Consider the following 25,275-nt stretch of genomic DNA (forward strand, 5'->3'; position numbering starts at 1 on the left):
ATAATTTCATATAATAATTTTAAAGTATTTCTATAATCATCTTTCCAGATATTTTTACAATTAATTACTCCTGCAAATAATACTTTATTAATATCAAAACTATACTTTTTTAATAAAGAAAGTGTTTGTTTACCTTCAATAAAATCAAGTCCTATGCCATCAAAATTTAATGCCATTACATCTTGATAACAATCACGAAGATCTCCAAAATAAGTCTGTAATAAAATCTTTAAATTTCCTTTTTCATTAAGTATTTTAGTATATATCTTTTTAAACAAAATGATATCTTGTTCATTCATATCTAATACAAGAGCCGGTTCATCAAATTCAAACCACTCAGCTTTTAAGTCGTTAAATTTATTAATTATTTGAATATATACTTCTATAATTTTTATAATAACATCATCATATGTTACAGATTCTGTAAAACGTGATAACTTAATTAATGTATATGGTCCTATAATTACAGGTTTAGTTATAATATTCAATTCTTTAGATTCAATAAATTCATCAAATATTTTAGTTCCATTTAGTTTGATTTGAACGTTATCATCAATCTCAGGCACCAAATAATGATAATTGGTATTAAACCATTTTTTCATAGCCAATGCTTTAACATCACCTAATTTGCCTTGATATCCCCGGGCCATTGCAAAATACTTATCAAGTGGAGTAAGGTTTAAACTTTGATAACGCTTAGGAATAATATTTAATAAAACTGCTGTATCTAAAACATTATCATATAACGAAAAATCATTTGAAGAGATAAAATCTATTTTTTGATTATCTTGATCTAACCAATGTCTCCTTCTTATTTCCTTTATTTGATTTAATAAACTAATTTGATCAATTTGTTCATTTAAATATTTTTCAACAATAAATTTTAATTCTCGATTTAATCCAATTCTTGGATATCCAATAACTGCTGTTTTCATAATAACCTCTTACTTTCATCTACTTAAATTTTCTTATTTACAAGCTTAACAAATCATCATATTATTGAAAAATATTAATATTAGTTAGTTTGATATAGTTTTAAACTATAAAAAAGTGATTTTAGATAATAATCTCTAAAATCACTCATTATTAAGAATCACTGTTAATAAATACATCCCTATCTATTGCTTTATTTTGATGAGCAACAATAGTTGTACAAACGGCATCACCTGTTATATTTACTGCAGTTCTTGTCATATCCAAAATTCGATCAATTCCCATGATCATTCCAATTGCCTCAACTGGAAGCCCTACTGAATTAAACACCATTGTCAAAGTCACAAGACCAACACTAGGAATTCCCGCTGTCCCAATTGAAGCTAATGTTGCTGTCCCTATAACTGTAATATAATCAGTTATATCTAAATTAATTCCAAAAGCCTGAGCAGCAAAAACAACTGCCACTCCCTGCATAATTGCAGTACCATCCATATTGATCGTAGCTCCTAAAGGAATTGTAAACGACGAGATTCGTTTTGAAACTCCCATCTTTTTAGCTAATGTATCTATTGATAAAGGAATCGTAGCATTTGAAGTCGCGGTTGAAAAAGCAAACGCCATAACAGGAAAAAAGTTTTTAATAAATTTTACTGGATTTAAACCTGTAAACAATTTCAATAAACCTAAATACACAAAGAGACATTGAATCGCTAAGGCTAATAAAACCCCAATCATATATTTTCCCAGTGGTAAAAAGGCGCTAAATCCAATTCCTGCAAAAGTTCTTGCAATTAAGCAAAATACTCCAATTGGCGCAATTGCCATAATCATCATAGTCATCTCCATCATAATATCATTAAACTGACTAAAGAAATTTCCTACTACTTCTGTCTTTTCACCCAATTTAGCTAAAATAACACCTACTAATAAAGCAAAAACAATAATTTGTAACATATTACCACTAGCTAAAGAATTGATTGGATTATCAGGAATAATATTTAAGATCGTCTCTGTTAGTGTTGTCGCTTCCGCACTACCAACATTTGTTGCATTAGACTGGATTGTGGACATATCCAATCCGGTTCCTGGATTAATTAAATTTCCTACTAGTAGAGCAACTGTTATAGCTAAAGCAGTGGTAAATAAATAAAAAATAATCGTTCTAACACCTACTGAGCCTAGTTTTTTAGTATCCCCAATTGCCATACTTCCACAAACTAAGGAACAAAAAACTAATGGTACAACTAGCATCTTCATTAATTTTATAAAACCTTGCCCAATCACATAAAGAATTCCATCAATAACTATATCATCACGAATTGAGCTAGCTGGAAGACTATATAAAATAACTCCTAAAATTGCTCCTAATAGTAAAGCAATAAATATCTTTGTTGTTAAACCTAACTTTTTTTCTTTTTTAAATGCCATCTTAGCCCTCCTTTATTTCCTTTAAATATTCATCTAATGATTCTTTCCAATCTGGCATTTCATATTCGTTTACTAAACGTAAAATAAAATTATCTAGAACCGCATATGCTGGTCTGATTGTTTCATCACTATTACCAGAAAATTCATTTAATTCAACTAAACTATCTGTTTTTTCTTTAATTGCTTGAGCAAATTCAAAACGGCTGCATACTCCTTTACACGTTATATGATATGTACCATACTCACTAGTTTGGATTAAATATAAGATTGCTCGAGCTAAATCTTTAGCACTAGTTGGTGATCCTAATTGATCACTAGCTACATCTAATATCTTCTCTTTGCAATTTAAAAACTCATTAACAAAATTATTCCCATTTTTACCATAAACCCAATTACTACGAATAATAAAATGTTTATGTGTGAATTCCTTTACATAATCCTCCCCAGCTTTTTTTGAACAACCATAAACAGTTTTAGGTTTTGTAGAATCAAATTCATTATATGGCTGATTATTTGTTCCATCAAAAACATCATCTGTAGATATTTGTACAACTTTAGCTCCAATTTTACGAGCCACAATACATAAATTACGAGGTCCTAATGCATTTACTCTAAAGGCCTGATCCTTATCATTAGCACATTCTTTAATATCAGTAATTGCAGCACAATTAATAATTACATCAGGACGATTAATTTCTCCAAAACGAATAACTTCATTTGTATTTGCTATATCTATTTCATCTGTAGCTGTATTAAGTACGTCTATATCTAATGGTTCAATCAATTCATTTAATGCAGTACCAACTTGACCATTTGAACCAGTGATCCATATTTTTAACATCTAATTTCCCTCCTCATAATAAAAGCGTTGAATCATCAACGCCAACGAAAAATATTATACCAATTAACCTACATACTGTCAAATTAACTATCTTTAAGTAAAGAAAATACTAAATCATCATAAATTATCCCTTTATAACCTTTAACAGCCTTTCTTAAACATCCCTCTAAAACAAACCCTAATTTTAATAATAAATTTTTGGATGATTCATTACCTACAAAAGCCCTAGCACTAATAATCTCTTTACCTTGTTCAAACAAATCATTGATCAATATATTTAAAGCCTCAAACATATATCCTTGACCATGATATTCTTCAGCCAGATAATATGATAAACAAACAGCATTTACCTGATACCTTAGATAATCATCATTTGTAAAAATGGCACCAATTATTTTCTTTGAATCAATTAACTGAATATAAAAAGTTTTATCTTTATCATTAATAATATCTTTTAACATATCCTCTTTTTTATATATTTTCATTGCATTAAAACGTTGTACATATTCACTATTATGAATTTTCAAGATTTCTTCAACATCTTCTATTTCTGGTCTTCTAAGTATCAACCTCTTGCTTTTTAACATTATTAAACCCTCCAAATAATTCAACACCACAAGCAATAAAATTCAATTTTTCTATTCTCTTATGATGTTTATATATTAACACAGTAATCTTAGAAGTTAAACTCTCTTTAACTTCATCACTCATCATTCCCAATTGAGGTGCTTTTAATAAACAGCTATTTTCTGGAATTATCTTAATATAAAAATTATATGGATATTGTTTAATATTTAAATAATAATTACCATCTTTAACTAACCAGCGTTTTAAATACGCTCCATAATAACTAGCAATAACCTGTTGTTTTCCTTCAATCATTAAAACCATAATAATTCCTGTAAAGCTAATAATTTTGATTGGAATCTTAGCTATAGCTAAAAACAATGATGCTTCACATTGATTACAATCATTTGACTGTAGCCAGAGATAATCTTTTGGAAAAGAATATCCCCAATCCTTTTCAATATATCCAATACCATTGATCTTTATCTTTTGATGATTGATCATTAATCGTCCTTTAACTCGATGTAATAAACTAATTATTCCATGATTACATTCCATCTTTGGAATGTAATAAAAAGGTCCCATAATCGTTGGAGCATATAGTGTTGATTTTAATGGTGTAAAAGATTCATTTTCAATTTCACCTTTTATCTTAATCATACCTTGATCAAGGTTTAAAATCATCATTTCCTTAGTAAAATAGTTATCTCGAATTTTTACATAAAACGGATTATCACCATACTCAAACTCTTCTAAGTCATATTCAATCATTTGACTTTGATTAGTATACGTATCAATAGTTTGAATAAATGCCATTGATTCACTCATTCCCACAATAACTGCCAATGATACTTTACGATCACTAATTCTAAAATACCAGCCTTCAAACTTTCCCTTTCCCATTAAATGCACTTGAATTTCAGATTCATTCTTTTTCACACTTTCACCTCGTCATCTCTTGTTTTACCTTAATAATCTGAATAATGATCATTAATAGCGTTGGTACGATAATAAGTCCCATCACCCCTAAAATCTTCATTCCTAAATACATTCCTATCAGCGAAACTAGTGGGCTTACACCCAAATTTTTAGCAATCAGCTTTGGCTCTAAAATATTTTTAGTAATTACTATTACCATGTAGATAATCAATAATCCAAATGCCATTGACATTTTATTAGTTAAAGCACTAATAATGATCCAGGGAATCATGATCATATCGATCCCCAAAACCGGCATAAAATCAAAGATTGCAATAATACAAGCCAACATTACTGGATTATCTAATTTCATGATCATAAACCCTGTCCATAATTCAATAAAGGTAATGATCATAATCATAAAATAGGCTTTAAACATATTACTTAAAACATCCTTGATCGTATCAATTACTAATGAAACCATTGGATATTTTTGAATTACTAATTTATCAATTCTTTGATAATCTAATAACATGAATAAAGATGTAATAATAACAAAAATTAAATCAAATAAAATACTTGGTATTTTCATAACAACTGTAATCAAGCCTGTAATAAACTCACTAGATACACTTTCAACAACACTCATCGAACCACTATAAATAATATCGAGATATTTAGTAGCATCAATAATATAGTGATTTTGACTAAATAAATTATATAGACGGTACAGATAATCTGGTAACAGTTCAAGTACTTTATATATTTGTACGACACTAAAAATAATTATTACAATAATCATAGCTACAAATAACAAGTAATTAAAAACGATAATTCCTTTTGCTATAAAACTATTTTTAACTTTTAACATATCAATTTCTTTAGTTAATAAAGGTTGTAAAATCAAAACAATCAAACAACTAAAAAACAAAGGAATCAACCAGTTAATTAGGATATATGTAGCAATTACTGCAATAATTAAAATCATTAAATAATATCCATACTTAATTAATTTATCTTTCATCTAATCACCAATACAGTATATGTTTAAAAATTAAAAGAATTCTTATTAGAATTCTTTTAATTATTTACACTATGGTGTACAACATATGAATTATCATCTATCCCTTTAAAAACATATCCTTTTTTTTGATAATACTGAATCACTGCTCCTAATGCTTTTAACGAATTTTCTTTACCATTTGCATCATGAAATAATAAAATAATATTATTATCGGTTGATGCTGTAGCATTTTTAATTAATTGTTTAACAGATAATTCTCCTGAACCATCTTCACTATCTTCATTCCAATCATAATATTGATATCCACGATTAATAACTTCTTTAGTTAGTTTACTCATTATTTTATGACAATATTTCTTAGATACCTTATTACTACTTCCTCCTGGAAAACGAATATATTTAGGAATTGAGCCAATTTGACTATAAACTAAATCTTCGATTCTTTTTAGATCAGAAAAATATGATGAAGAAGAGTTATAAATCTGATCGTATTCATGAACATAAGTGTGCAAACCAATAGTGTGACCAGCTTCATGAGCTTTTTTTATTAAATAATAATATTCTTCGTTTGTACCAGTAACAAAAAAAGTTGCTTTAGCATCATATACATCTAAAATTTCTAATACTTTTTGAGTATTTTCCGATGGTCCATCATCAAAAGTCAAATAAACTACTTTTTCATTAGTTTGATTATACGATCCAATCGTTTTATTTTCAACAACACTAACAATACAAGTTTCTTTTATGGTATTTAAAGAACGATCTTTAGCATGATATGTTATTTGATAATCCCCAACCTTAGAAATATCTAGATTTGAACTATCAATTGTTAAAATTGGATTATCGTCTTGATTATCTTTAACACTAACACTTGAAAGCAGATCTATATCACTATCTTTTAAAACTGATAAATTCCTAATTCCTATAATTTCAGGTGGTGTTGTATCCTTTGGCAAGATATGAACTACTGATTGTTTTGTTATACAGTTATTACCTCGGCAAATAATTATTTCTACATTTTGATCGCCAACTTCATTAAATTGATAATTTTGTTTAAATTTAACTTCAGTTCGATTTGAATCATAACTAGCTTTAATTAAATCACGAGCTTCTACTTTCATTCCTAAATCAATTGTTAATTCCTGGGTTTCTAAATCTGGCTTAATCGTATCTTTTAATTCTATAGTAATTGTAGTTTTAATATTATTATAAGAATAAGTGATTGGATATTTTCCCGGCTTACTAAAGTTTATTTTACTAGTATCAACATTTACATCTTTTATTGAACCACCAATTACTTTTTGAATATTACTTTTAGGATCAAATTTATTTGAAATTTCAATTATTGGATGATAATTGTATAAAACAATCTGATTAGTTGGATGAATGGATAAAATTATTAAAGTAATGATTAAAATAAAAAGAATTAAAACTAATTTATATTTAGACACTTTTATCCCCTCATCAAACCATATTCACACTATATAAAAAAAGAACTTAATTATAAATATAATATATATATTTTTATAATAGTTAAGTTCTAATATTTATTAAACATATTTTTAACTTTTAATCCTTATTTAATAATATGAATCTTCTTATCATTAATTTCTAAAATACATTCAGCAAAATCATCATCCGTCTCATCATGACTTGTATAAATCAATTTTCTATCAGAATTTTTAGATAAATATGAATCTAAATAGTTTCTAGTAATTAATTTCGTTTTTTTATCTAATGCTTCAAATGGCTCATCTAATATTAAATACTTAGGTTTATCCATTAATGCTTGGATAATTCTTAATTTTTGCTGCATTCCTAATGAGTATGTCTTATATTTTTTCTTAATAACCTTTTCCAAATCAAAAATCCTAATCAATTCCATTAATTCTTTATCAGTACAAATTTTTCTTATATTAGCTAGATATTGTAAATTTTCTAATCCTGTCCATGTTTTCATAAATTGCGGAGCATTAATACTTATACCAGCATCTTGCAAAAAATCTGAGTCTTTACCTAGTAGTTTATCAGTATCATAAAATATTCTTCCTGAATCGGGTGTACTATAGCCAACAATCATTTTTAATAATACACTTTTACCAGTTCCATTTTCCCCTTTTATTTTTGTCTTTTTTTTATCTATTTTTAAATTTAAATTTTCAAACAAAATTAATTCACCAAAACTTTTATTAACATTTTCTAATTTAATCATTATAAATCTCCTTAACTTTTAAAAATTTATAAATAGTTATTATCATTCCTATACTTTCAATACTAATAATAATAATCAACCCCAAAAATTCATTTATAATTGATGAGGATAAAGTTATTATACTTAGACTAAAAAATATATCATTCACTACTAAAATAATGAGTATAAAATACGATTGCAAAACAAAATATAAATATTCCTTTATAATGCAAATAATCTGATTTATTGACATAATTGTAAATATAAAACTTAAATATTTTATTAGATAAATGGAAATTTGAAAAAGTATTTCATATTCAAAAATACTATTATTTAAAATAGAAACAGTTATTTCAAAAATAATTGCATACAATAAAATATAGAAATATATCATGACTACATATTTAAAATTATCAGATAAAATATGTTTTAGCTGCTTCTTTTTACCTAATTTATGTAATGACATACTAAAAAAAGACAAATTATTTGATACTTCTAATATCTTAGGATAGATTATTATTTGGTAGAATAAAATAAACATAATTAGATACTGTAAATTAAATTTATTTATATTTAATATTTCAAGTGTGCTGAAGTTTAGAAACATAACAGTAGAAATAACATCAATATTAACTTTATCAAAATAAGGAATAATCACAAAAAAATAGATAAATACAAAATATAGCCCAATTTCAATACATATTTTTATTTTTTGTCTCATTCTAATATCTTTCTTCCTCTTGTTTTTATTTTGATGTATATTCCATATATTATTATAAGATTAAATATAATTAATCTTAATATTTCATATACACTTAGTTCTTTCAAAGATTTAAATATTGTTATTTGATTAATAATATTTTCTGGAAAAAGTATATAAACTATGTATAAAATATTCCATATTATAAACATAAAAATTAATGAATTTCTATAATTTTTTCTTTTGCATAAAAATGTTACCAAATAAAATATAAGATATATCCAAAAAAAGATTATATTTTGATAAATCAATGTACTTATTTTGAACAATGGATCAAATATAGTAAATATAATTATTTGATTAATAGTTAAAACTAGAAAAAAAGAGCAAAGGGAAACAATCGTATTATTAATTTCAAAGAAAATATATTTTTCTATGTTTTTAAATTTACATGCTGTTAAGTCAAAATTATAAGTATCAAAAAATAAATAAAACACAATTGTGCTAAAAACAAATATAAAAGTATAATCATTAAATATATAGTCACTAACCTGCATATCGACATGGATACTATTATTTATAAATATTGTATATAATAATATGATTATTGATAAAAAAAGTGACAATATTATTTCCTTTTTAAATTTCCACATTTTTAGTTCTCCAGTAAATCAGTATTATCGAAAATATTAGTGGTAATAAATTAAATAATATTAATAAGATACTATTTATATTTGCATATGTACCACTTGCCATAATCACTGAGGGATTTATATAAATTGAAATAGGATGATCAAGCATATTTAATCCATAACCTATCGTCGCTAATAAATAATAATAAACAATCGGTGTTGCAATAACTTGTTTTATATTTTGAAAATATAAAACACTTACCTGTGTTAAACAAGAATATATAAAGGGCATAAATAGAAATCGAATCATTCCTTCAAAAAAATAATATAAAACCATATGCTCCACATAAAATTCAGTACCAATAATATCTAACAAAAAATCTCTAGTTGCTTTACTATTAAATGAAAAATCAGAAATAAAATAAATAATCAATAAATATAAACAATATGCCATAAACATTGAAAATGCTATTTTAGCGGCATTAATAGTAATTTTCTTTAAAATAAATTTTCTATAATTCTGTTCAACATTAATTTTAAATTTATATATATTATTGAAATATTTATGGAATTCAATTCCACTAATAACTGCAAATAATGGTAAGATCAACTGAAATAATCTTGTTCCAAATACAATAAGTGAATCAAATGCTAATGGTGCGTGTTTAATACTGTTGATAATTAAATTAATAAAAGTATGTGCCGTCCCAGGAGGAACAGGAGCATCAGTATTTGCAAAATAATATTCGATATAACCAGGCTCAAATAATGCTTTTTTAACAATTTGAGTTAAATTAATATCAGAAAGTGCTCCATATGTCATTATAATTATGCATATTAAAAAAACATATACATATTTTTTATTTTCTTTGATTACTAATTTCATGCAAATACCACCTTTCTTAGAAGTTTTTTAAACATTTAAATAGTAATTAATATTAAATAGTTAAGTGTGATTTATTATTTTTTAATCTAGTTTATTTATATTTCAAAATTTTATGTAGCTTTGTAAAATTTACTATATTTAAATAATAAAAATTTATCTCGACTGATATCATAATATAAAAACCACATAATGTGGTTTTTATGAAGTCCAAGCACCTGAAACATAAGTCTTTGGATTAGTGATATGTTCTCTTGCTGCTTGTAAATAATAATCATAGCCAACAGCTGTTCCACTAGTAGTAATATCTCTTTGTTCCAAATATTTAAATAGTTCTTTTCCCCTTTGCTCTGCAACTCCATTGACAACTCGAAACCACATTTTATGGCTATCCTTATTTGAATACTCCCAATTAACTAAAGCAAAATTTCCTGATTTGTTTTTTTCATTTGCTGCAGATACTAAAGTATAACTGTAACCCGCACTTCCAGCAAAATCTGTTACTTCTCGTGTTGAAGCTTGAATATTTTGCACACTCATTATACAAAAAACACTGATTAAACATAACAACATTGAATACTTCAAAAAATTTTCTTTCATTTTGATTTCTTTCAATAATTCTCTAAATTGAATATTACAAATTACATTTTTAAATATAGCTATATCTTAATTATATATTATTGTACTTTTGCTATTAAAGCAATATCCTTGGCACGAATAACATATTTTTGGCACGAATAACAAGTTCATCATATTTTATTAACTTTACATTACATATTTTGACATATAAAACCCATAGTATAAAACTTAATATGACAACAAATACAATCTAATACAAAATCTTGATTAAAGATTTGGCAGTGTTAGAATTAATACAATAAATAGGTTAAAGTTAAACTTTACTTTCAAAAAAACTTAATTTAGAATACAACGAAAAGAAGAAACAATAATAAACATTTTAATTTAAATAGATATTATGAAGTGCCATAGTATTCTTAGCGGCTAATATAACAATTATAATTTTGTTAAGTAAATAATAAAGATTGATAATCTGCTTGAGGAGGCACTCTATCTCAAGAATAAGTTAAAAACATTCTTTTATAATTAATAATTTTAAAAGTATAATAGTAAGATGGTAGAATTAAATCATAAACTAATATATAAAACTAAATCCAAAAAGTAACCAGCGGAATCATTGAAAACAAAAATAAGAAAATAAATGATATCAAACATAACTTAAATAGCAACAGAAACTAAGAAAGATTTCGTAACAGAATAGTGAATATTATGACTGTTGATATTACATGTAATCAAAAAATGACTAGAAATCTAACGATTTCTAGTCACTATTCGAACCTTTAACATAATATGATTGATCTATAAAACATTTATAGTTAGCTAAACCATATCTACAATTTGATTGATTAAATATATCTCTACCATTACTTATTTTAAATTACTATTACTATAAAGAGTTTTTCAGAACATTAATTCTTTAAGTTAATCTCATTGGTAAACCAATTTAAACCTCTTATTATTCTTCTTTTAATTGCTTTAATTCTGTTTCACCAGTAATATATTTAAGAATCGCAATTGCCGCTTCTTGTGGTCCTTTATGTTCATTACCCTTAATACCTAAACGTGTTCTTAACTGACCAACTTGAATTCCCTGTTCAAACATCAAATTAAAGTAATCAACTAAAATTGGTTCTGTTTGTTCTTGACGCTGCACAGGTCCAAACGGATTTGCAAAATAACTTCCAACTAATCCATATTCAGTAGTTGTTCCCTTAGCCATCCGATTACCAGCTCTAAATACTGTTAAAGCATCTTCAACATTATCAAAGAAACTGATTGATTCTCCATCTTCTTCATAGTTATTAGCATATAAGAAGAAATCAACATCATGTTTAGCAACAACATCTTTATAATCAGTTATTGGGATTACGATTCGGGCATTAACTTTATCAGGATTCATAAATACTGAACGGTCTAACTCTTTAAAACTATATCCAGCATCCAAATCGTCTAATCTTACAAAAGCTCCAATTTCCGTACCTGAAGATTTAACCTTACCATCTTCATCTAATAATAAAACACCCATATCATCATAAACAGTAACTAAATCGCGAATATAAGCAGCCCCAAAGACCTTAATCTGTTCAATTGTTTCAGATTTACCAGCACCACTATCACCCATAACTACAATATTTTTAACTTCTCCACTATGAAGTGTCACTTTGACCATAGCTCCATGAATTGGTAACTGACGTTGATTTATTTTACGAACATTGTGTAAAGTCAACATCATTTTTTTCATATATCCAAAATAATCAAAATCATCACTAGCTGATAATAAAGCTACCATCATATCATTTTCATCATCTTGATAGAAACTTTGATTCATTTTACCATCTTCATATCCATAAACGTAGATGATGTCTGGCTTACGATTACGATATTCTTCTTCACTTGCAAGTTCAAATAAGTTACATAATGCAACCCCTTGAGCCATAAAAGCAACATTGAAATATACAAATGCTAATAAGTCACCAACTTTTGCTGGATAGCAGAACCATTGTTCAGAATCAAATTTTAAATCTTCAATTGGATTATGTTTAATTTCAGGGAAAACCCCATCACGTTTATTACGTTTTGAATAAGTAATAAATGGCGGATGAATAATAACGGTTTCAATAAATGGAATATCATCTAAATTACGATATTCATATGGTAAGAATGAACGCATGTTAGTTACTCTTAAACCAGCATTAACTCCAGCCGTAATTTGACGATAGACTTGATGACGATATCCTAAAGCCGTTTCTTCAATCGTACGATATACTTGAAGTACTAATTCTTCAAATTTAGCTTGAGCATCAGCAAATTGAACGTTTTGATACCCACGACTCGTGCTTTCATTATATACTACGCTGTAACGCTGTAACTTTCTCCAGAAAAGATATACTTCTTCAATAACCTTGACGAATTCATCACGATCTCTAAAATAACCTGAAAATTGAGGATATGATTGTAAAACCTCTTCTACAGACATAACTAATAATAATTTAAAGATCGTTCTTAAGTCATTAACAAGCTCTGTACTTTCTGCTTTAACTTCTCTTAAGTATGTGTAAATAGTATTTTCTTTTCTTTTAGATTCGTGTATAAATCCTTTTACCACTCTTGCAAATGATTCACTTTCAATTAATTGACAGCGAGATTGGCAATACTCTTCAGAAAAGTTTAAAATTGCGTTCCCGCGTGTGATTTTAAATTTGTAACCCATGTAACCACCCTTTCTTTATTCAACAAGTACTTCCCCACTTATTGATTTTTGTCATTTTAACATAAAAGTTATATTGTATACAATACTTATTGTAAAAAAAGTTAAATTTATTCATAAATAAAAAAAGGTCGTTAAGACCTTGTAAATTATATGTTAAAAAATTTTTAGTATTCCTGGCTATATTTCTAATGACTTTATTTTATAACTATTATCCATAGTAATAAACACGGTTTCACAATACTCACATTTTTTTTGTTGCAACAAATTAATCATCGCACCACAATTAGGACATACTGTAATACTCTTATCAACTAACCACTCTGTTAAAAAATCCTTATCTCTAACTATTTCCAGCTTATAATCAGCATCAACTTTTTGATTTAAATAACCAGATAATATCTGCATGCTATTTTCTTTTTGATAATAATCAATCAAACTTACAGATATTATAACCTTAAACAGCTCACAATCAGGCATTCGATTATAATCAATAATTTTAATTTTGTCTATTTCCATATCTTTAGTAATATTAACTATTTTTCGCTCCTGCATAACTTTAAGCTGCTTTTCATGTAATTGATATAATTCTTTAACTTCATGATATTTTAAAGTTGCTAAATCTTTTTTTGACCAGGCTTCTTGAAGTGTTTTTAATACATCTCCACACCATCGCTTAAACTCTACTTTACTAAAATTAGGATCATATTTTTTTATTTCTTCAATAATATCTTTTTCTACCATATTTTTCCCTTATTTCTTTTTAATTTGAATACTGTTATCATTTAACACTACATACTGACCATCTTTAACAGTAATTGTTTTAAGCACTGGACTAGCTCTATAACTAAATTCTTTTACTTTAGAATAACTAAGTTCTCCCGCAAAATCATCTATAAGATAATAATCAACATATGAAGTCGAACTAACTTCATATTCACCTGCTTCAATATGTTTTCCCACTTTAAAAGTACCAGGTGCTTTTAAATCAAGCTGAGGTGAATTATCAATATGATACATTGTTGCCCCATTAAGTTCTATTGTTCTATAACGTATAATCCCATAATCAGAAATATTAACATTTATAATTGTATTTCCAAATATTTTAATATTAGAAAAATCTACGCTAACATTAGCATCTTGAACCCCATCATTTTTAACTATAATATATTCTCCAGGTAGGATATCTTCACCAACAATATATTTTCCATCACTATAGATAGTTTGTTTATACTGATTTTGTTTCTCTAGCATATCTGGCAAGACATTTCCTTGCTCAATACTTTGTTTAGCTTTTGTAAGTTGTTCATTCCATAAAGAATATTGTTCTTTAAATTTTTCAACATTATATAATTCTAATTTATCTAAAATACTTGTGATTAAATCTTTGTTATTTAAAGCATAAGCTATTTCTACCTGCCTATTCATTTTATCTTTTAATTCATTCAATGTAAGTAATAATTTATCTTTAGTATACTCTTCTTTCCATTTTAATAATCGTTTATCGTTATCTGCTTTAAGTTCTTCTATCTCACCACTACTAAGAACAAGTATTTCTTGATTATCAATCTTTTTAACAGCTTGATAAAATAAATTACAATAACGTAACATTTTATCATAAGCTATACTTGAATCAAATGTCAGTAATGCATTACCTTTTGTATAAATAATTCGATTAGAAGGCATGTCGATCATATTTGGTAAGAATCCATACTCATCACCATAAACCTTATTTAAATAATCATTTTTAGCCTGTAAATAAGCTACTCTTAATTTTAAATCCTCTTTGTTATTAAACACTTCAATCGTTATAGCTTCCCAATTATTAATATATTTACCAATTTTTGCACTAACCCTCGCTCTAGCAATATACTGACCTTTTTTCCCCAATAACCCCTCTTTATCACCTTCATTGTCAATTACTTCTAAATTTTTAAAAATATTATCTTCTGCATCATCTTCCTTTAATATTTCAAATAAGTTATCATCTTTACTCTCATTTACTTGCTCAGTAGTTGTTGCTTCTCTATATTTTTTCTCTTTTAAATTTTCCATCCATTTAGGAATGAAAATAATCACAAGAATTACACAAGTAACAATAAACAATATAAGTAAATTTAAAGAAATTGTTTTTTGTTTAGGCTCCGGTTTCGTTGTATATTTTGTTGATCCAATCATCTAATTTCACATCCTTAGCTTAATTTTAACATAATTTATTGGTTAAAAAAACTAAAACAGGCAGAATATAAAATTCTGCCTGTTAGTTTATTTTCATGATAACGGAACTGTGAAAAATACTTTACCAACCACATCTTCTTCAAAATCAAAATAACCTAATTTACGCGAATCAAGACTATTATTTCGATTATCACCCATAACAAATACCTTGCCTTCAGGAATATCAACTACCATATCTTCTGCATTTTTCATTGCATCTTTGATATAATCTTCCTCCAACAGCTTACCATTTAAATATAATTTATTATCTGTAATTTCAATATGGTCACCACTAATACCAATTACTCTTTTAATCAGCGATGTTTCTTTTAAATTAATATCTTGATAATCAACTACAATAATATCATTTCTTTTTGGTTCACTATGTTTATAAAAGACTTTATCTACCAGTACTATATTCCCTTCATGATACGTTGGCAACATCGAAATCCCGTAAACTCTTGATATTTGAACAAAATATAATATTCCATATGTGACTATTAAAGTAACTATTATTACTTGTAAATATTCAAACCAAACTTTTCTTTTTTCTATTTTTTCAGTCATTTTGATCACCCATACATATTATATCACTTTATTAAAAACCATTTTAATTATTACATATTTTCACAATAATTCACTTTTTAATTCTACTTTATTACATATATTAGATAAGCAAAAACAGATAGAATTAGATTCTATCTGTCAATTTTTCTAAAAGAAAGGAACTGTAAAAAATACTTTTCCAATCACATCTTCTTCAAAATCAAAATAACCCAGTTTTCGTGAATCAAGACTATTGTTACGATTATCTCCCATAACAAATACCTTGCCTTTAGGAACATCAACTATCATATCTTCTGTATTTGCCATTGCGCCATTGATATAGTCTTCTTCTAATAACTTACCATTCAAATATACTTCATTATCTTTGATTTCAATATGATCACCACTAATACCAATTACTCTTTTAATTATAAATGTTTCTTTTAAATTAGCATCTTTATAATCAACTACAATAATATCATTTCTTTGGGGTTCACTACGCTTATAAAAAACTTTATCTACAAGTACTATATTTCCTTCATGATACGTTGGTATCATCGAAGTTCCATAAACTCTTGATATTTGAACAAAATGCAATATTCCATATGTAATTATTAATGTAACTACAATAACCTGAAAATATTCTACCCAAAGTCTTTTTCTTCTTCTAATTACTTTTCTTGTCTGTACTTCTTCATCCATTATATCACCTGATGACATTATATCACTTTTTGTCATTCATTCAAGTGATTACGTAATTTTGCGATAATTTTCTTTTCTAAACGCGATACCTGTACTTGAGAAATGTTTAGCCGTTTAGCAACCTTCTCTTGATTAAAATCCAACTGATAACGCATATATAAGATTAATTTTTCTTTTTCATCCAATTTATCTATTTCCATTTTTAGGGCTATTTTTTCAAACCACATTTTATTATGTTTATCTTCGACCCTTTCTTCCATTGAGATAGAAGAACCATCTTTTTCATAAATTGGTTCGCTTAGCGAAGTTGGATAATAAGATGAATCTATTGCTTCTACTACATCTTGGACATCAACCTCTAAATATTTTGCAATTGTTTCTACTGTAGGTTCATGACCATTTTGATTAATTAATAATTCACGGGCTTTATTTATTTTTAAGTTTAACTCTTTTAAAGAACGACTTACTTTAATAGTTCCATCATCTCTAAAATAACGCTTAATTTCACCCATAATAATTGGTACTGCATAGGTTGAAAATTGAACTCCATAATTAGTATCAAAGTTGTTAACAGCTTTCATCAAACCAATACATCCGATTTGAAATAAATCCTCTTTATCGTAGTAGTTATTTTTAAATCGATGTACTATCGACCAGACTAAACCAAGATTTTGACTAACAACTAATTCTTTAGCATGATCATCCCCATGACGTGCTTTTTCAATTAGTTCAATTGTATTTGTCTTAGCCAACGTTAGAATCTTTCAATTGTTTTCTAATAGTTAGTTTTGTTCCTAAATTTGGTGTTGAATGAATTTCTAAATTATCACAAAGAGCCTCAATAATTGTTAATCCCATCCCCGCATGTTCTAGTTCCTTTAATGAAGTATACATTGGTACTTTTGCTTCCTCAATATCTTCGATTCCTTTTCCATAATCCTGAATTATGATTTTAATAACCTTTTCATCTTCAATCGATACCTTAATTACAACTTTACATTCTGCATTATTTTGATAACCATGGATGATGGCATTACTAACACCCTCTGAAATAATTGTCTTTATTTCTACCAGCTCATCAATTGTTGGATTTAATGCTGTGACAAATGCCGCTACACTTGTTCTAGCAAAAGGCTCATTTTCAATTCTAGCATTAAAACTAAGTTCCATCTGATTCATTATTCTTTAACCCCCTCTACATATTCCATTAATTCAAACATCCCTGATAATTCAAATACTTTATATGATGTTTTGGTTAGATTAGCTAAAAACAGTTTTCGGTGATCATTAACTAATTGATTATAACGTCCCAATACTAAACCAATTCCTGAACTATCAATAAAACTTGTATGTGAAAAGTCAAAGTATACTGAATCATTACCTTTATCTAAAATACTATTTAATAAACTACGATATTTAACTACATTACTGCAGCTAAGTTCGCCATAAAAGTAGACAATAATTCTATCATCTAATATCTTATATTCTATCTTATTTTCCATTATCTCATCTCCTCCAAGCTATCATACAACTTTTAAAATTATGATTAAATGCTTTCGACAAAACTAGAATAATGGCAACAAAAAAAGAAATAATCCATAATTATCATATTACTGATTGTTTGATGTATTTTTATCAAACTTGGACATATTATTTATAGAGGCGATCAAATTGATAAAGAAAATATTTATAACCTTAATAGTTGTATGTTTATTACCAATAACCAGTGTAAAAGCAGTAGATAACGATGTAACTCCTAATGCTAGAGCAGCAATTCTCATAGAAGCTAATTCAAAACAAGTTCTATATGATAAAAACTCTAGTGAGAAACTGTACCCTGCTTCAACCACAAAAATTATGACAATGATCTTAATGTTTGAAGCAATTAGAGATAAAAAACTTTCATTTGAAGATGAAATAACTACATCTAAATATGCTGCCAGCATGGGGGGTTCCCAAGTTTATTTAGAACAAGGCGAAAGTATGTCATTAAAAGATATGTTTAAATCAATTGCTATTGCAAGTGCTAATGATGCTAGCGTTGCTGTAGCTGAACATATTGCAGGTAGTATTGATAAATTTGTTGCTATGATGAATGATAAAGCTAAAGAATTAAATCTGAAAAATACTCATTTTAAAAATGCTACTGGACTACATGATGATGATCATTACACGTGTGCTCATGACTTAGCATTAATGGCAGCTTATTTAATTCAAATTGGTGGCGATGATCTATTAAATGTTACATCACTTTATGACAGTTATATTCGTGAAAACACTAAACAAAGCTTTTGGTTAGTTAATACAAACAAGCTTTTAAAATTATATGATGGTGTTGATGGTTTAAAAACTGGTTATACAAAAGAAGCAGGTTATTGTCTTGTTACTACAGCTAAACGTAATAACCAAAGAATAATTGGTGTTTTAATGAAAGAAAGTGCTCCTAAAACAAGAAATGAAGAAATGTGCAGTATGCTTGATTATGGCTTTAATAATTATAAACAGGAAATTATTTTCAAAAAAGATACGGTTATTGAAAAGCATGTAATTAATAAGATGGATAATCTAACTATTGATGTAAAATGTAAACAAGATGTAGCTTTTACAAAAGCTAAAAACAGTAACGATAAATATACAACAGAAATAATTTATAAAGATAACTTACTCCCTGTTAAAAAAGGTGATGTTGTCGGGACTTTAATAGTTACGATTGGTGGTAAAGAAGCTGGCAGTTACGAAGTATATAGTGATAATGACGCTAATAAAGCCACCTACTTTTCAAAATTATTTAAAACATTTAGATCTCTATTTTAGTATAAATCCACCAGGATAACTGGTGGATTTTCATTTATATACATTAGAATATTTCTAATAAACAATACACGTTATTAATGAATAATGTAGCGTAAAAAATGATTTATATATCCAGTTATTATTAAAACAGTTTAAAATTATCGACACATTAAGTACAATCCAATGAAAGTAAACTTCCATTATGTAATACTTATACTTGAATAGGAAGTAGATGTTTGTTGAAAATATTATATGTTACAGATTTATTTGGATATTGGTTCAGTAGATTTTTACCAGTTTCTAAGAAATAACAACTTCTTTTATCCTTGCATAAGCATATACAAGAAAGCCCTAAGACACAAAAGAGTAAATAAATCAAATATTTTGGCAACTTGTATTCAAACCAGGTTTCGACTTCATCTACTATCATCTTATCTACACCTGGTGCTCCTTTATTTTGTTTGACCTTTTTGACTGCAATTTGTAAGTTCTCTTTCCTTAGAATCTTTTCCATTAATTTCATTTGCTGCTTCTTGTGATAAACCTTTTTCAACCAGTGGTACCATCACTGTTTTTAAAGTTTACCCTTTGAACTTCGGTTTGATTGGCAACCTCATCCACTATTTAGCCTCATCAGGTTTCTATTCGTAGGCTCAAAAGATTTGTTACACCACTTCCTTCACCCATGACATCACTATCAACGGCTTGTGGTTCACTACGCTTGGCGGTAAATACCCGCGACTGGACTTTCACCAGTTAGATATATGCCATGCCTGCCACACCAATAAAACCAGACCCATTAAAAGTCTGGTTTTATCTTTTTAACTATTCTACAAGGATTACCACAAGCAACACTACTAGCTTCAATATTTTTAGTTACAACACTACTAGCACCAATGACACAACCATCACCAATTGTAACTCCTGGTAAAATCACAACATTTCCTCCAAGCCAAACATTATTACCTATAATAATTGGTAAAGCTTTTTCAAGTCCTTTGTTTCTTGATTCAAAATCTAGCGGATGAACTGCGGTATATAATCCACATGATGGACCAATAAAAACATTATCTCCAATAGTAATTCCACCACCATCCATTAAATAACAATTACTATTTATAAATACATTTTTCCCCAAATTAATCCTATTACCATAATCACACATAAAAGGACTAATTAATTCTAAATCTATTGGCTGATACCCTAAAAGTTTTTCAATTACCTCTAATCTTTTTTCTTTATCACTTGGTCTTAAATGATCTAAATCAAAACATAAATCTTTAGCTATGATCCTCTGTTTAAATAACTCTTCATCATTATTTGCATCATACCACATGCACAATTCCATTTTTTCTCGTTCTGTCATTTTTCCCCTCCATTTTATAACAAATTAAAATATAGTTAATCAACTAATATAACTATATCACTAAAGTATTTAACAATTAATCTTTTTTTAATATTTATAAGATATTCTATAAAACTAAATTAACGTTTTCAAACTAATTTATTGCTATTTGAACAGTACTTTTAGATTCCCATAGCACTTTATAACAAAAAAAGCCCAAAACCTGGACCTTTTTAGGATATCTAAAACTCCTGAATACCAGGTTATTTTAGATTACTATTATTTCTTACTTGTTTATTTACCTATCTTCCTTAAATATCTCAAATCTACTATTGTAGCTATATTATCTTAATAAAATCGTCATTAATTTTCTTATCTAGTTCTAGGAATATCTTTTCAAATTGTTCGTCTATTCCCTGATTAAGCTCCTGAATAAATACAGATAAAATCACATCACGCATATCCTTATCTAAAATAGTTTGACAGATTCTATTATATAAAAGCAACATTTTGTCATTACTGCAAATAATTATAGGAATATATGGAGATACCCCTATACATTTGCAATATTTAAGATAGTTATCATAACTAATCTGTCCACCGTTTTCAAAACGATAGATAGAACTTAGACTTAAACCTAACATTTCCGCTATTTCCCCTTGGGAAATGTTTTTTAATCTTCTAAGTTGTTTTAAGATCAGGCCTACTGACAAAAAATATATCCTCTTTTATTAAATTAATTCGAGTTGTTTCATACATTTATAAATACCATCATTATCGGGATCTTCAAATGTATCATCAGCAATTGCTTTTAATTTTTCAGGAGCCAAATATGAAACAATTCCATATCCAGCTGCTTCAATCATTTGATAATCGTTCATACTATCACCAAAAGCAATCGTGTCTTCTATTTTTGCTTTAAAATATTCCGTTACACGCTTAATTGCATCACCTTTGGTACAGTTCTTTAAAATAATCTCACCATTAATAAAATCATCTGTTTCTTTTGAAAAAATAACTATGTTAAAAAACTCATTTAAATATTTTACACAATCATAAAACGCCAACTTATCTTCAGAAATAAAACATATTTTAGTAACTTTATTTTTTTTAATATTAAACTTTCTTATCGGTAATTTTATTTCCTCATTTTTACGTTCTTTAAAAAAACGTGCTAATTCTAAGTTTTCTTTTAAAATACTATTATTTTTTTGATCAAAAAATTCTTGTACCCCTGGAGTCTGATATAATGCATCTTTAGTTTCTAAACTAAATAATATCCTAGCATTAGAAAACAAAAGTATTACTTCTAATAATAAATACTGATCAATGAAATTTTCAAAAATATATTTATCTCCAATACTAATAAATCCCCCTGCTGATGAAATAATTCCATCAAATCCAATATCTTTAATCGACTTCATTATTGATATCGGTGCTCTACCAGTACATAAAAATGTTTTATGACCATTTTTACGAGCTTGTCTAATTCCTTCAACCGTTTTTTGACTAACTTTTCTACTTGCACCAATCAAAGTACCATCAATATCATAAAATAAATATTTGCTCATCTTCAACCTCCATATATATACATTATACAAGGATTTCATCAATTAGTGTTGGTTTTTCAACAAAAAAATCGACTATTTGATATGCATTATAAAACTCTTCTATTAATTCCTGATCAATTTCTTTATCTGTATATAGATAAGCCAAAATATCTTCACTATTACAGTAATCGCCAATCTTTTTATTTAAAATAATTCCTGCACTATGATCAATTGTATCTTCTTTAGTTAAGCGTCCTCCTCCAAGTTTCATTGAAATCATTCCTAAAGTCTTAGCTTCTAAATCCTTAATATATCCTTCTTTATTTACTTTTACTGGTAAAATAATTTTAGCTTGCTTAAATAACTTCGGATTATCGATTATATCAACATCACCATGTTGATAATTGACCATTTTTTTTAATTTATTTAATGCTGAACCATCAGCAATTACCTGTTTTAATAATTGTAATGCTTCTATTTCATTTTGACACCTTTTAGCCTGAACTAACATATGACTTCCAGTTTCTAAACATAAATCTAATAGATCTTTAGGTCCTTTACCTTTTAATGTATTAATTGCTTCAATCACTTCCAAAGAATTACCAATTGCATTACCTAAGGGCTGATTCATATCTGATATAGCAGCTCTAGTATCTTTTCCTAGATGTTGCCCAATTTCAATCATAGTGTAAGCTAATTTCTTTGCTTCTTCCTTAGTTCTCATAAAAGCTCCCTTACCATATTTTACATCTAATAAAATAGTATCACTGCCAGAAGCTAATTTTTTTGACATAATCGAAGAAGCAATCAAAGGGATACAATCAACTGTTGCCGTAACATCGCGCAATGCATACATTTTTTGATCAGCTGGAACAAGATTTGTACTTTGTCCAATTATTGCAATTCCAATTTCATTAACTTGTTTTATAAAATCTTCTTTGCTAATATTAATATTCATACCTGGAATTGATTCTAACTTATCTAGTGTACCGCCTGTATGTCCTAAGCCCCGTCCTGACATTTTAGCTACTTTAACACCACATGCAGCTACCATCGGTCCTAAAACTAATGATGTTTTGTCACCAACCCCACCAGTTGAATGTTTATCTACTTTTATTCCTTCAATAGCACTTAAGTCAATTACTTCACCACTATGAATCATCTCATCTGTTAAAAGTGCTGTTTCTTGTTTAGTTAAACCATTAAAGCATATAGCCATTAGTAAAGCACTCATCTGATAATCAGGTATTCTTTGATTACAATATTCTTCAATAATAAAGTGAATTTGTTCTTTAGTTAATACTTGATTATTTTTCTTTAATTCTATTAAATCTACCATTCTCATCATAGGATCCTCCAATACTATTATTTTACTATATCTAAAATAAAATATTAACTATATTATTTTATATCTCTATAATAAATATTCCCATTCTGCTTAAATAAATCACTAATAAATTATAACCTATTTTTAAATCAACTAACAAAAATTACACCTATAAAAAAAGACGATTAAATAAGATTTTTCTTATCATCATCTTTACTAAACTAATATTTATTTCATTGTACGATTATCTTAAAGAAATTTAGAGATTTAATTAAATCTTTTGACAACGCTTCTAAAACCATTTTATCACCATTTACATCTATCTTACTAATTGTTCTATCATTAGCAAAAAGTAATAAACTTGGCATAACTGAACAAATATAACACTATTAAAAAATTATTTCATTAATAGCCTCTTATTTTATTCAAATTTAGTATCTACATTAAATATACTATTGCCATTTAAATAATCTTTTACCAACATTCTTTTTTTACCTGCAACTTGTAATTCAGTAATTAGGTAGATTCCATCACCTGTTTTAACTCCAATGGCATCTTTAAAGATCTTAACGATCGTTCCATTTTCCTGATGACTATGATGCTTTTTAGCATTTTCACATTCATGAATTTTACCAGCCCAAATTTTTATTACTTTATCTTGGTATATAGTATAAGCACCAGGCCAAGGGTTCATTCCTCGAACTTGATTATAAACTTGAAGTGCACTTTTATCAAAATCTAACTTTTCTTGTTCATGAGATATTGTTGGTGCATATGTAACTAATAGTTCATCCTGTTTAATTGAGGTATTATTACCTTCAATAATACTTGGTAACGTTTCAATTAATAATTCAGCTCCAATAATACTTAACCGCTCATATAATTCACCAGTTGTTTCTTGATCACCAATATTAACTTTTGCTTGACTAATAATATTTCCAGCATCCATTTTCTTAGCCATATACATAATTGATACACCAGTAACTTTTTCACCATTAATAATTGCATAATGAACTGGTGCTCCACCACGATATTTCGGTAATAACGAAGCATGTACATTAATACATCCTAGTTTAGGTGTTTTTAATATCTCTTCTGGAACGATTTGACCATATGCAGCTGTAATTATTAAATCAGGTTTTAAATCAATGATTTCTTGATAATCCTTTTTAATACGCTGTGGCTGGTAGACTGGTATAGCATGCTCAATTGCTACTTCTTTAACTTCAGGCATGGTTAATATTTTTTTACGTCCTACATATCTATCTGGCTGTGTAACCACTCCAATAATATTAAAATTGTTTTCTAACAGTTTTTCTAGTACACATCTAGAAAAACTAGCAGTACCCATAAATACTATTTTTACTTCTTTCATTTAATCACCACTTT

General features: G+C 27.3%; 24 protein-coding genes and 1 pseudogene. 1 reads left to right on the top strand and 24 read right to left on the bottom strand.

The window, feature by feature from the left end; all coding sequences use genetic code 11:
• From ACLR9T_RS08185 to ACLR9T_RS08270, 18 genes and pseudogenes are all read right to left on the bottom strand, one after another.
• Positions 1-935, bottom strand: a pseudogene (locus ACLR9T_RS08185) (5-methyltetrahydropteroyltriglutamate--homocysteine S-methyltransferase); the annotation flags it as partial.
• Between the two features lie 151 nt (positions 936-1,086).
• The gene (locus tag ACLR9T_RS08190) at positions 1,087-2,364 is read right to left on the bottom strand and encodes a dicarboxylate/amino acid:cation symporter (protein ID WP_413109053.1); all 1,278 of its coding nucleotides are present in this window, start codon (positions 2,362-2,364) and stop codon (positions 1,087-1,089) included.
• 1 nt (position 2,365) lies between these two features.
• A complete protein-coding gene (gene rfbD, locus ACLR9T_RS08195; protein WP_413109054.1) occupies positions 2,366-3,205 on the bottom strand; it encodes a dTDP-4-dehydrorhamnose reductase in 840 nt (279 codons plus the stop codon).
• An 83-nt stretch (positions 3,206-3,288) separates the two neighbouring features.
• Positions 3,289-3,792 carry a GNAT family N-acetyltransferase gene (locus ACLR9T_RS08200; RefSeq protein WP_413109055.1) on the bottom strand — a complete coding sequence of 168 codons (504 nt, stop codon included), beginning with the start codon at positions 3,790-3,792 and terminating at the stop codon, positions 3,289-3,291.
• Entirely contained in the window at positions 3,764-4,711 is a 948-nt protein-coding gene (locus ACLR9T_RS08205; RefSeq protein WP_413109056.1) for a hypothetical protein, read from the bottom strand. Before ACLR9T_RS08205 ends, ACLR9T_RS08200 begins: the two co-directional genes overlap by 29 nt.
• 4 nt (positions 4,712-4,715) lie before the next feature.
• The gene (locus ACLR9T_RS08210) at positions 4,716-5,714 is read right to left on the bottom strand and encodes an AI-2E family transporter (RefSeq protein WP_413109057.1); all 999 of its coding nucleotides are present in this window, start codon (positions 5,712-5,714) and stop codon (positions 4,716-4,718) included.
• A gap of 56 nt (positions 5,715-5,770) precedes the next feature.
• Entirely contained in the window at positions 5,771-7,165 is a 1,395-nt protein-coding gene (locus ACLR9T_RS08215) for a polysaccharide deacetylase family protein (protein ID WP_413109058.1), read from the bottom strand.
• 125 nt (positions 7,166-7,290) lie between these two features.
• Complete coding sequence (locus tag ACLR9T_RS08220) at positions 7,291-7,926, bottom strand: ATP-binding cassette domain-containing protein (RefSeq protein ID WP_413109059.1); 636 nt, start codon at positions 7,924-7,926, stop codon at positions 7,291-7,293.
• Between the two features lie 1,318 nt (positions 7,927-9,244).
• On the bottom strand, positions 9,245-10,123 hold the full coding sequence (locus tag ACLR9T_RS08225; RefSeq protein ID WP_413109060.1) for a hypothetical protein: 879 nt from the start codon (positions 10,121-10,123) through the stop codon (positions 9,245-9,247).
• A gap of 198 nt (positions 10,124-10,321) precedes the next feature.
• Positions 10,322-10,720 (bottom strand): hypothetical protein, encoded by a 399-nt coding sequence (locus tag ACLR9T_RS08230; RefSeq protein WP_413109061.1) that lies wholly within the window; start codon positions 10,718-10,720, stop codon positions 10,322-10,324.
• A 934-nt stretch (positions 10,721-11,654) separates the two neighbouring features.
• Positions 11,655-13,409, bottom strand: a complete 1,755-nt coding sequence (locus ACLR9T_RS08235) for a phosphoenolpyruvate carboxykinase (RefSeq protein ID WP_413109062.1) — start codon at positions 13,407-13,409, stop codon at positions 11,655-11,657.
• 177 nt (positions 13,410-13,586) lie between these two features.
• Positions 13,587-14,150 carry a TIM44-like domain-containing protein gene (locus ACLR9T_RS08240; RefSeq protein WP_413109063.1) on the bottom strand — a complete coding sequence of 188 codons (564 nt, stop codon included), beginning with the start codon at positions 14,148-14,150 and terminating at the stop codon, positions 13,587-13,589.
• A gap of 9 nt (positions 14,151-14,159) precedes the next feature.
• The gene (locus ACLR9T_RS08245; RefSeq protein ID WP_413109064.1) at positions 14,160-15,584 is read right to left on the bottom strand and encodes a hypothetical protein; all 1,425 of its coding nucleotides are present in this window, start codon (positions 15,582-15,584) and stop codon (positions 14,160-14,162) included.
• Between the two features lie 93 nt (positions 15,585-15,677).
• Positions 15,678-16,190, bottom strand: coding sequence for a signal peptidase I (lepB, locus tag ACLR9T_RS08250; RefSeq protein WP_413109065.1), 513 nt, complete (start codon positions 16,188-16,190; stop codon positions 15,678-15,680).
• A gap of 147 nt (positions 16,191-16,337) precedes the next feature.
• A complete protein-coding gene (gene lepB, locus ACLR9T_RS08255; RefSeq protein ID WP_413109066.1) occupies positions 16,338-16,871 on the bottom strand; it encodes a signal peptidase I in 534 nt (177 codons plus the stop codon).
• A gap of 32 nt (positions 16,872-16,903) precedes the next feature.
• On the bottom strand, positions 16,904-17,623 hold the full coding sequence (locus ACLR9T_RS08260; protein ID WP_413109067.1) for a SigB/SigF/SigG family RNA polymerase sigma factor: 720 nt from the start codon (positions 17,621-17,623) through the stop codon (positions 16,904-16,906).
• A complete protein-coding gene (spoIIAB, locus tag ACLR9T_RS08265; RefSeq protein WP_413109068.1) occupies positions 17,616-18,050 on the bottom strand; it encodes an anti-sigma F factor in 435 nt (144 codons plus the stop codon). Before spoIIAB ends, ACLR9T_RS08260 begins: the two co-directional genes overlap by 8 nt.
• On the bottom strand, positions 18,050-18,373 hold the full coding sequence (locus ACLR9T_RS08270) for an anti-sigma factor antagonist (RefSeq protein WP_413109069.1): 324 nt from the start codon (positions 18,371-18,373) through the stop codon (positions 18,050-18,052). Before ACLR9T_RS08270 ends, spoIIAB begins: the two co-directional genes overlap by 1 nt.
• Positions 18,374-18,542: 169 nt before the next feature.
• Here ACLR9T_RS08270 and ACLR9T_RS08275 point away from each other — a divergent pair, with 169 nt between their 5' ends.
• Positions 18,543-19,685 (top strand): D-alanyl-D-alanine carboxypeptidase family protein, encoded by a 1,143-nt coding sequence (locus tag ACLR9T_RS08275; protein ID WP_413109070.1) that lies wholly within the window; start codon positions 18,543-18,545, stop codon positions 19,683-19,685.
• 778 nt (positions 19,686-20,463) lie between these two features.
• Here ACLR9T_RS08275 and ACLR9T_RS08280 read toward each other — a convergent pair.
• The 6 genes from ACLR9T_RS08280 to fmt form a co-directional block, all read right to left on the bottom strand.
• Positions 20,464-21,030, bottom strand: coding sequence for a sugar O-acetyltransferase (locus ACLR9T_RS08280; RefSeq protein ID WP_413109071.1), 567 nt, complete (start codon positions 21,028-21,030; stop codon positions 20,464-20,466).
• Positions 21,031-21,347: 317 nt separating this feature from the next.
• The gene (locus tag ACLR9T_RS08285; RefSeq protein ID WP_413109072.1) at positions 21,348-21,722 is read right to left on the bottom strand and encodes a helix-turn-helix domain-containing protein; all 375 of its coding nucleotides are present in this window, start codon (positions 21,720-21,722) and stop codon (positions 21,348-21,350) included.
• A gap of 18 nt (positions 21,723-21,740) precedes the next feature.
• Positions 21,741-22,580 (bottom strand): Cof-type HAD-IIB family hydrolase, encoded by an 840-nt coding sequence (locus ACLR9T_RS08290; RefSeq protein WP_413109073.1) that lies wholly within the window; start codon positions 22,578-22,580, stop codon positions 21,741-21,743.
• A gap of 22 nt (positions 22,581-22,602) precedes the next feature.
• Complete coding sequence (locus ACLR9T_RS08295) at positions 22,603-23,904, bottom strand: pyrimidine-nucleoside phosphorylase (protein ID WP_413109092.1); 1,302 nt, start codon at positions 23,902-23,904, stop codon at positions 22,603-22,605.
• A 215-nt stretch (positions 23,905-24,119) separates the two neighbouring features.
• Positions 24,120-24,254, bottom strand: a complete 135-nt coding sequence (locus ACLR9T_RS08300; protein ID WP_413109074.1) for a hypothetical protein — start codon at positions 24,252-24,254, stop codon at positions 24,120-24,122.
• A gap of 53 nt (positions 24,255-24,307) precedes the next feature.
• Entirely contained in the window at positions 24,308-25,261 is a 954-nt protein-coding gene (fmt, locus tag ACLR9T_RS08305; RefSeq protein ID WP_413109075.1) for a methionyl-tRNA formyltransferase, read from the bottom strand.
• Positions 25,262-25,275: the final 14 nt, after the last annotated feature.

The organism is Thomasclavelia sp., from assembly GCF_047249845.1.
GTDB lineage: Bacteria > Bacillota_I > Bacilli_A > Erysipelotrichales > Coprobacillaceae > Thomasclavelia.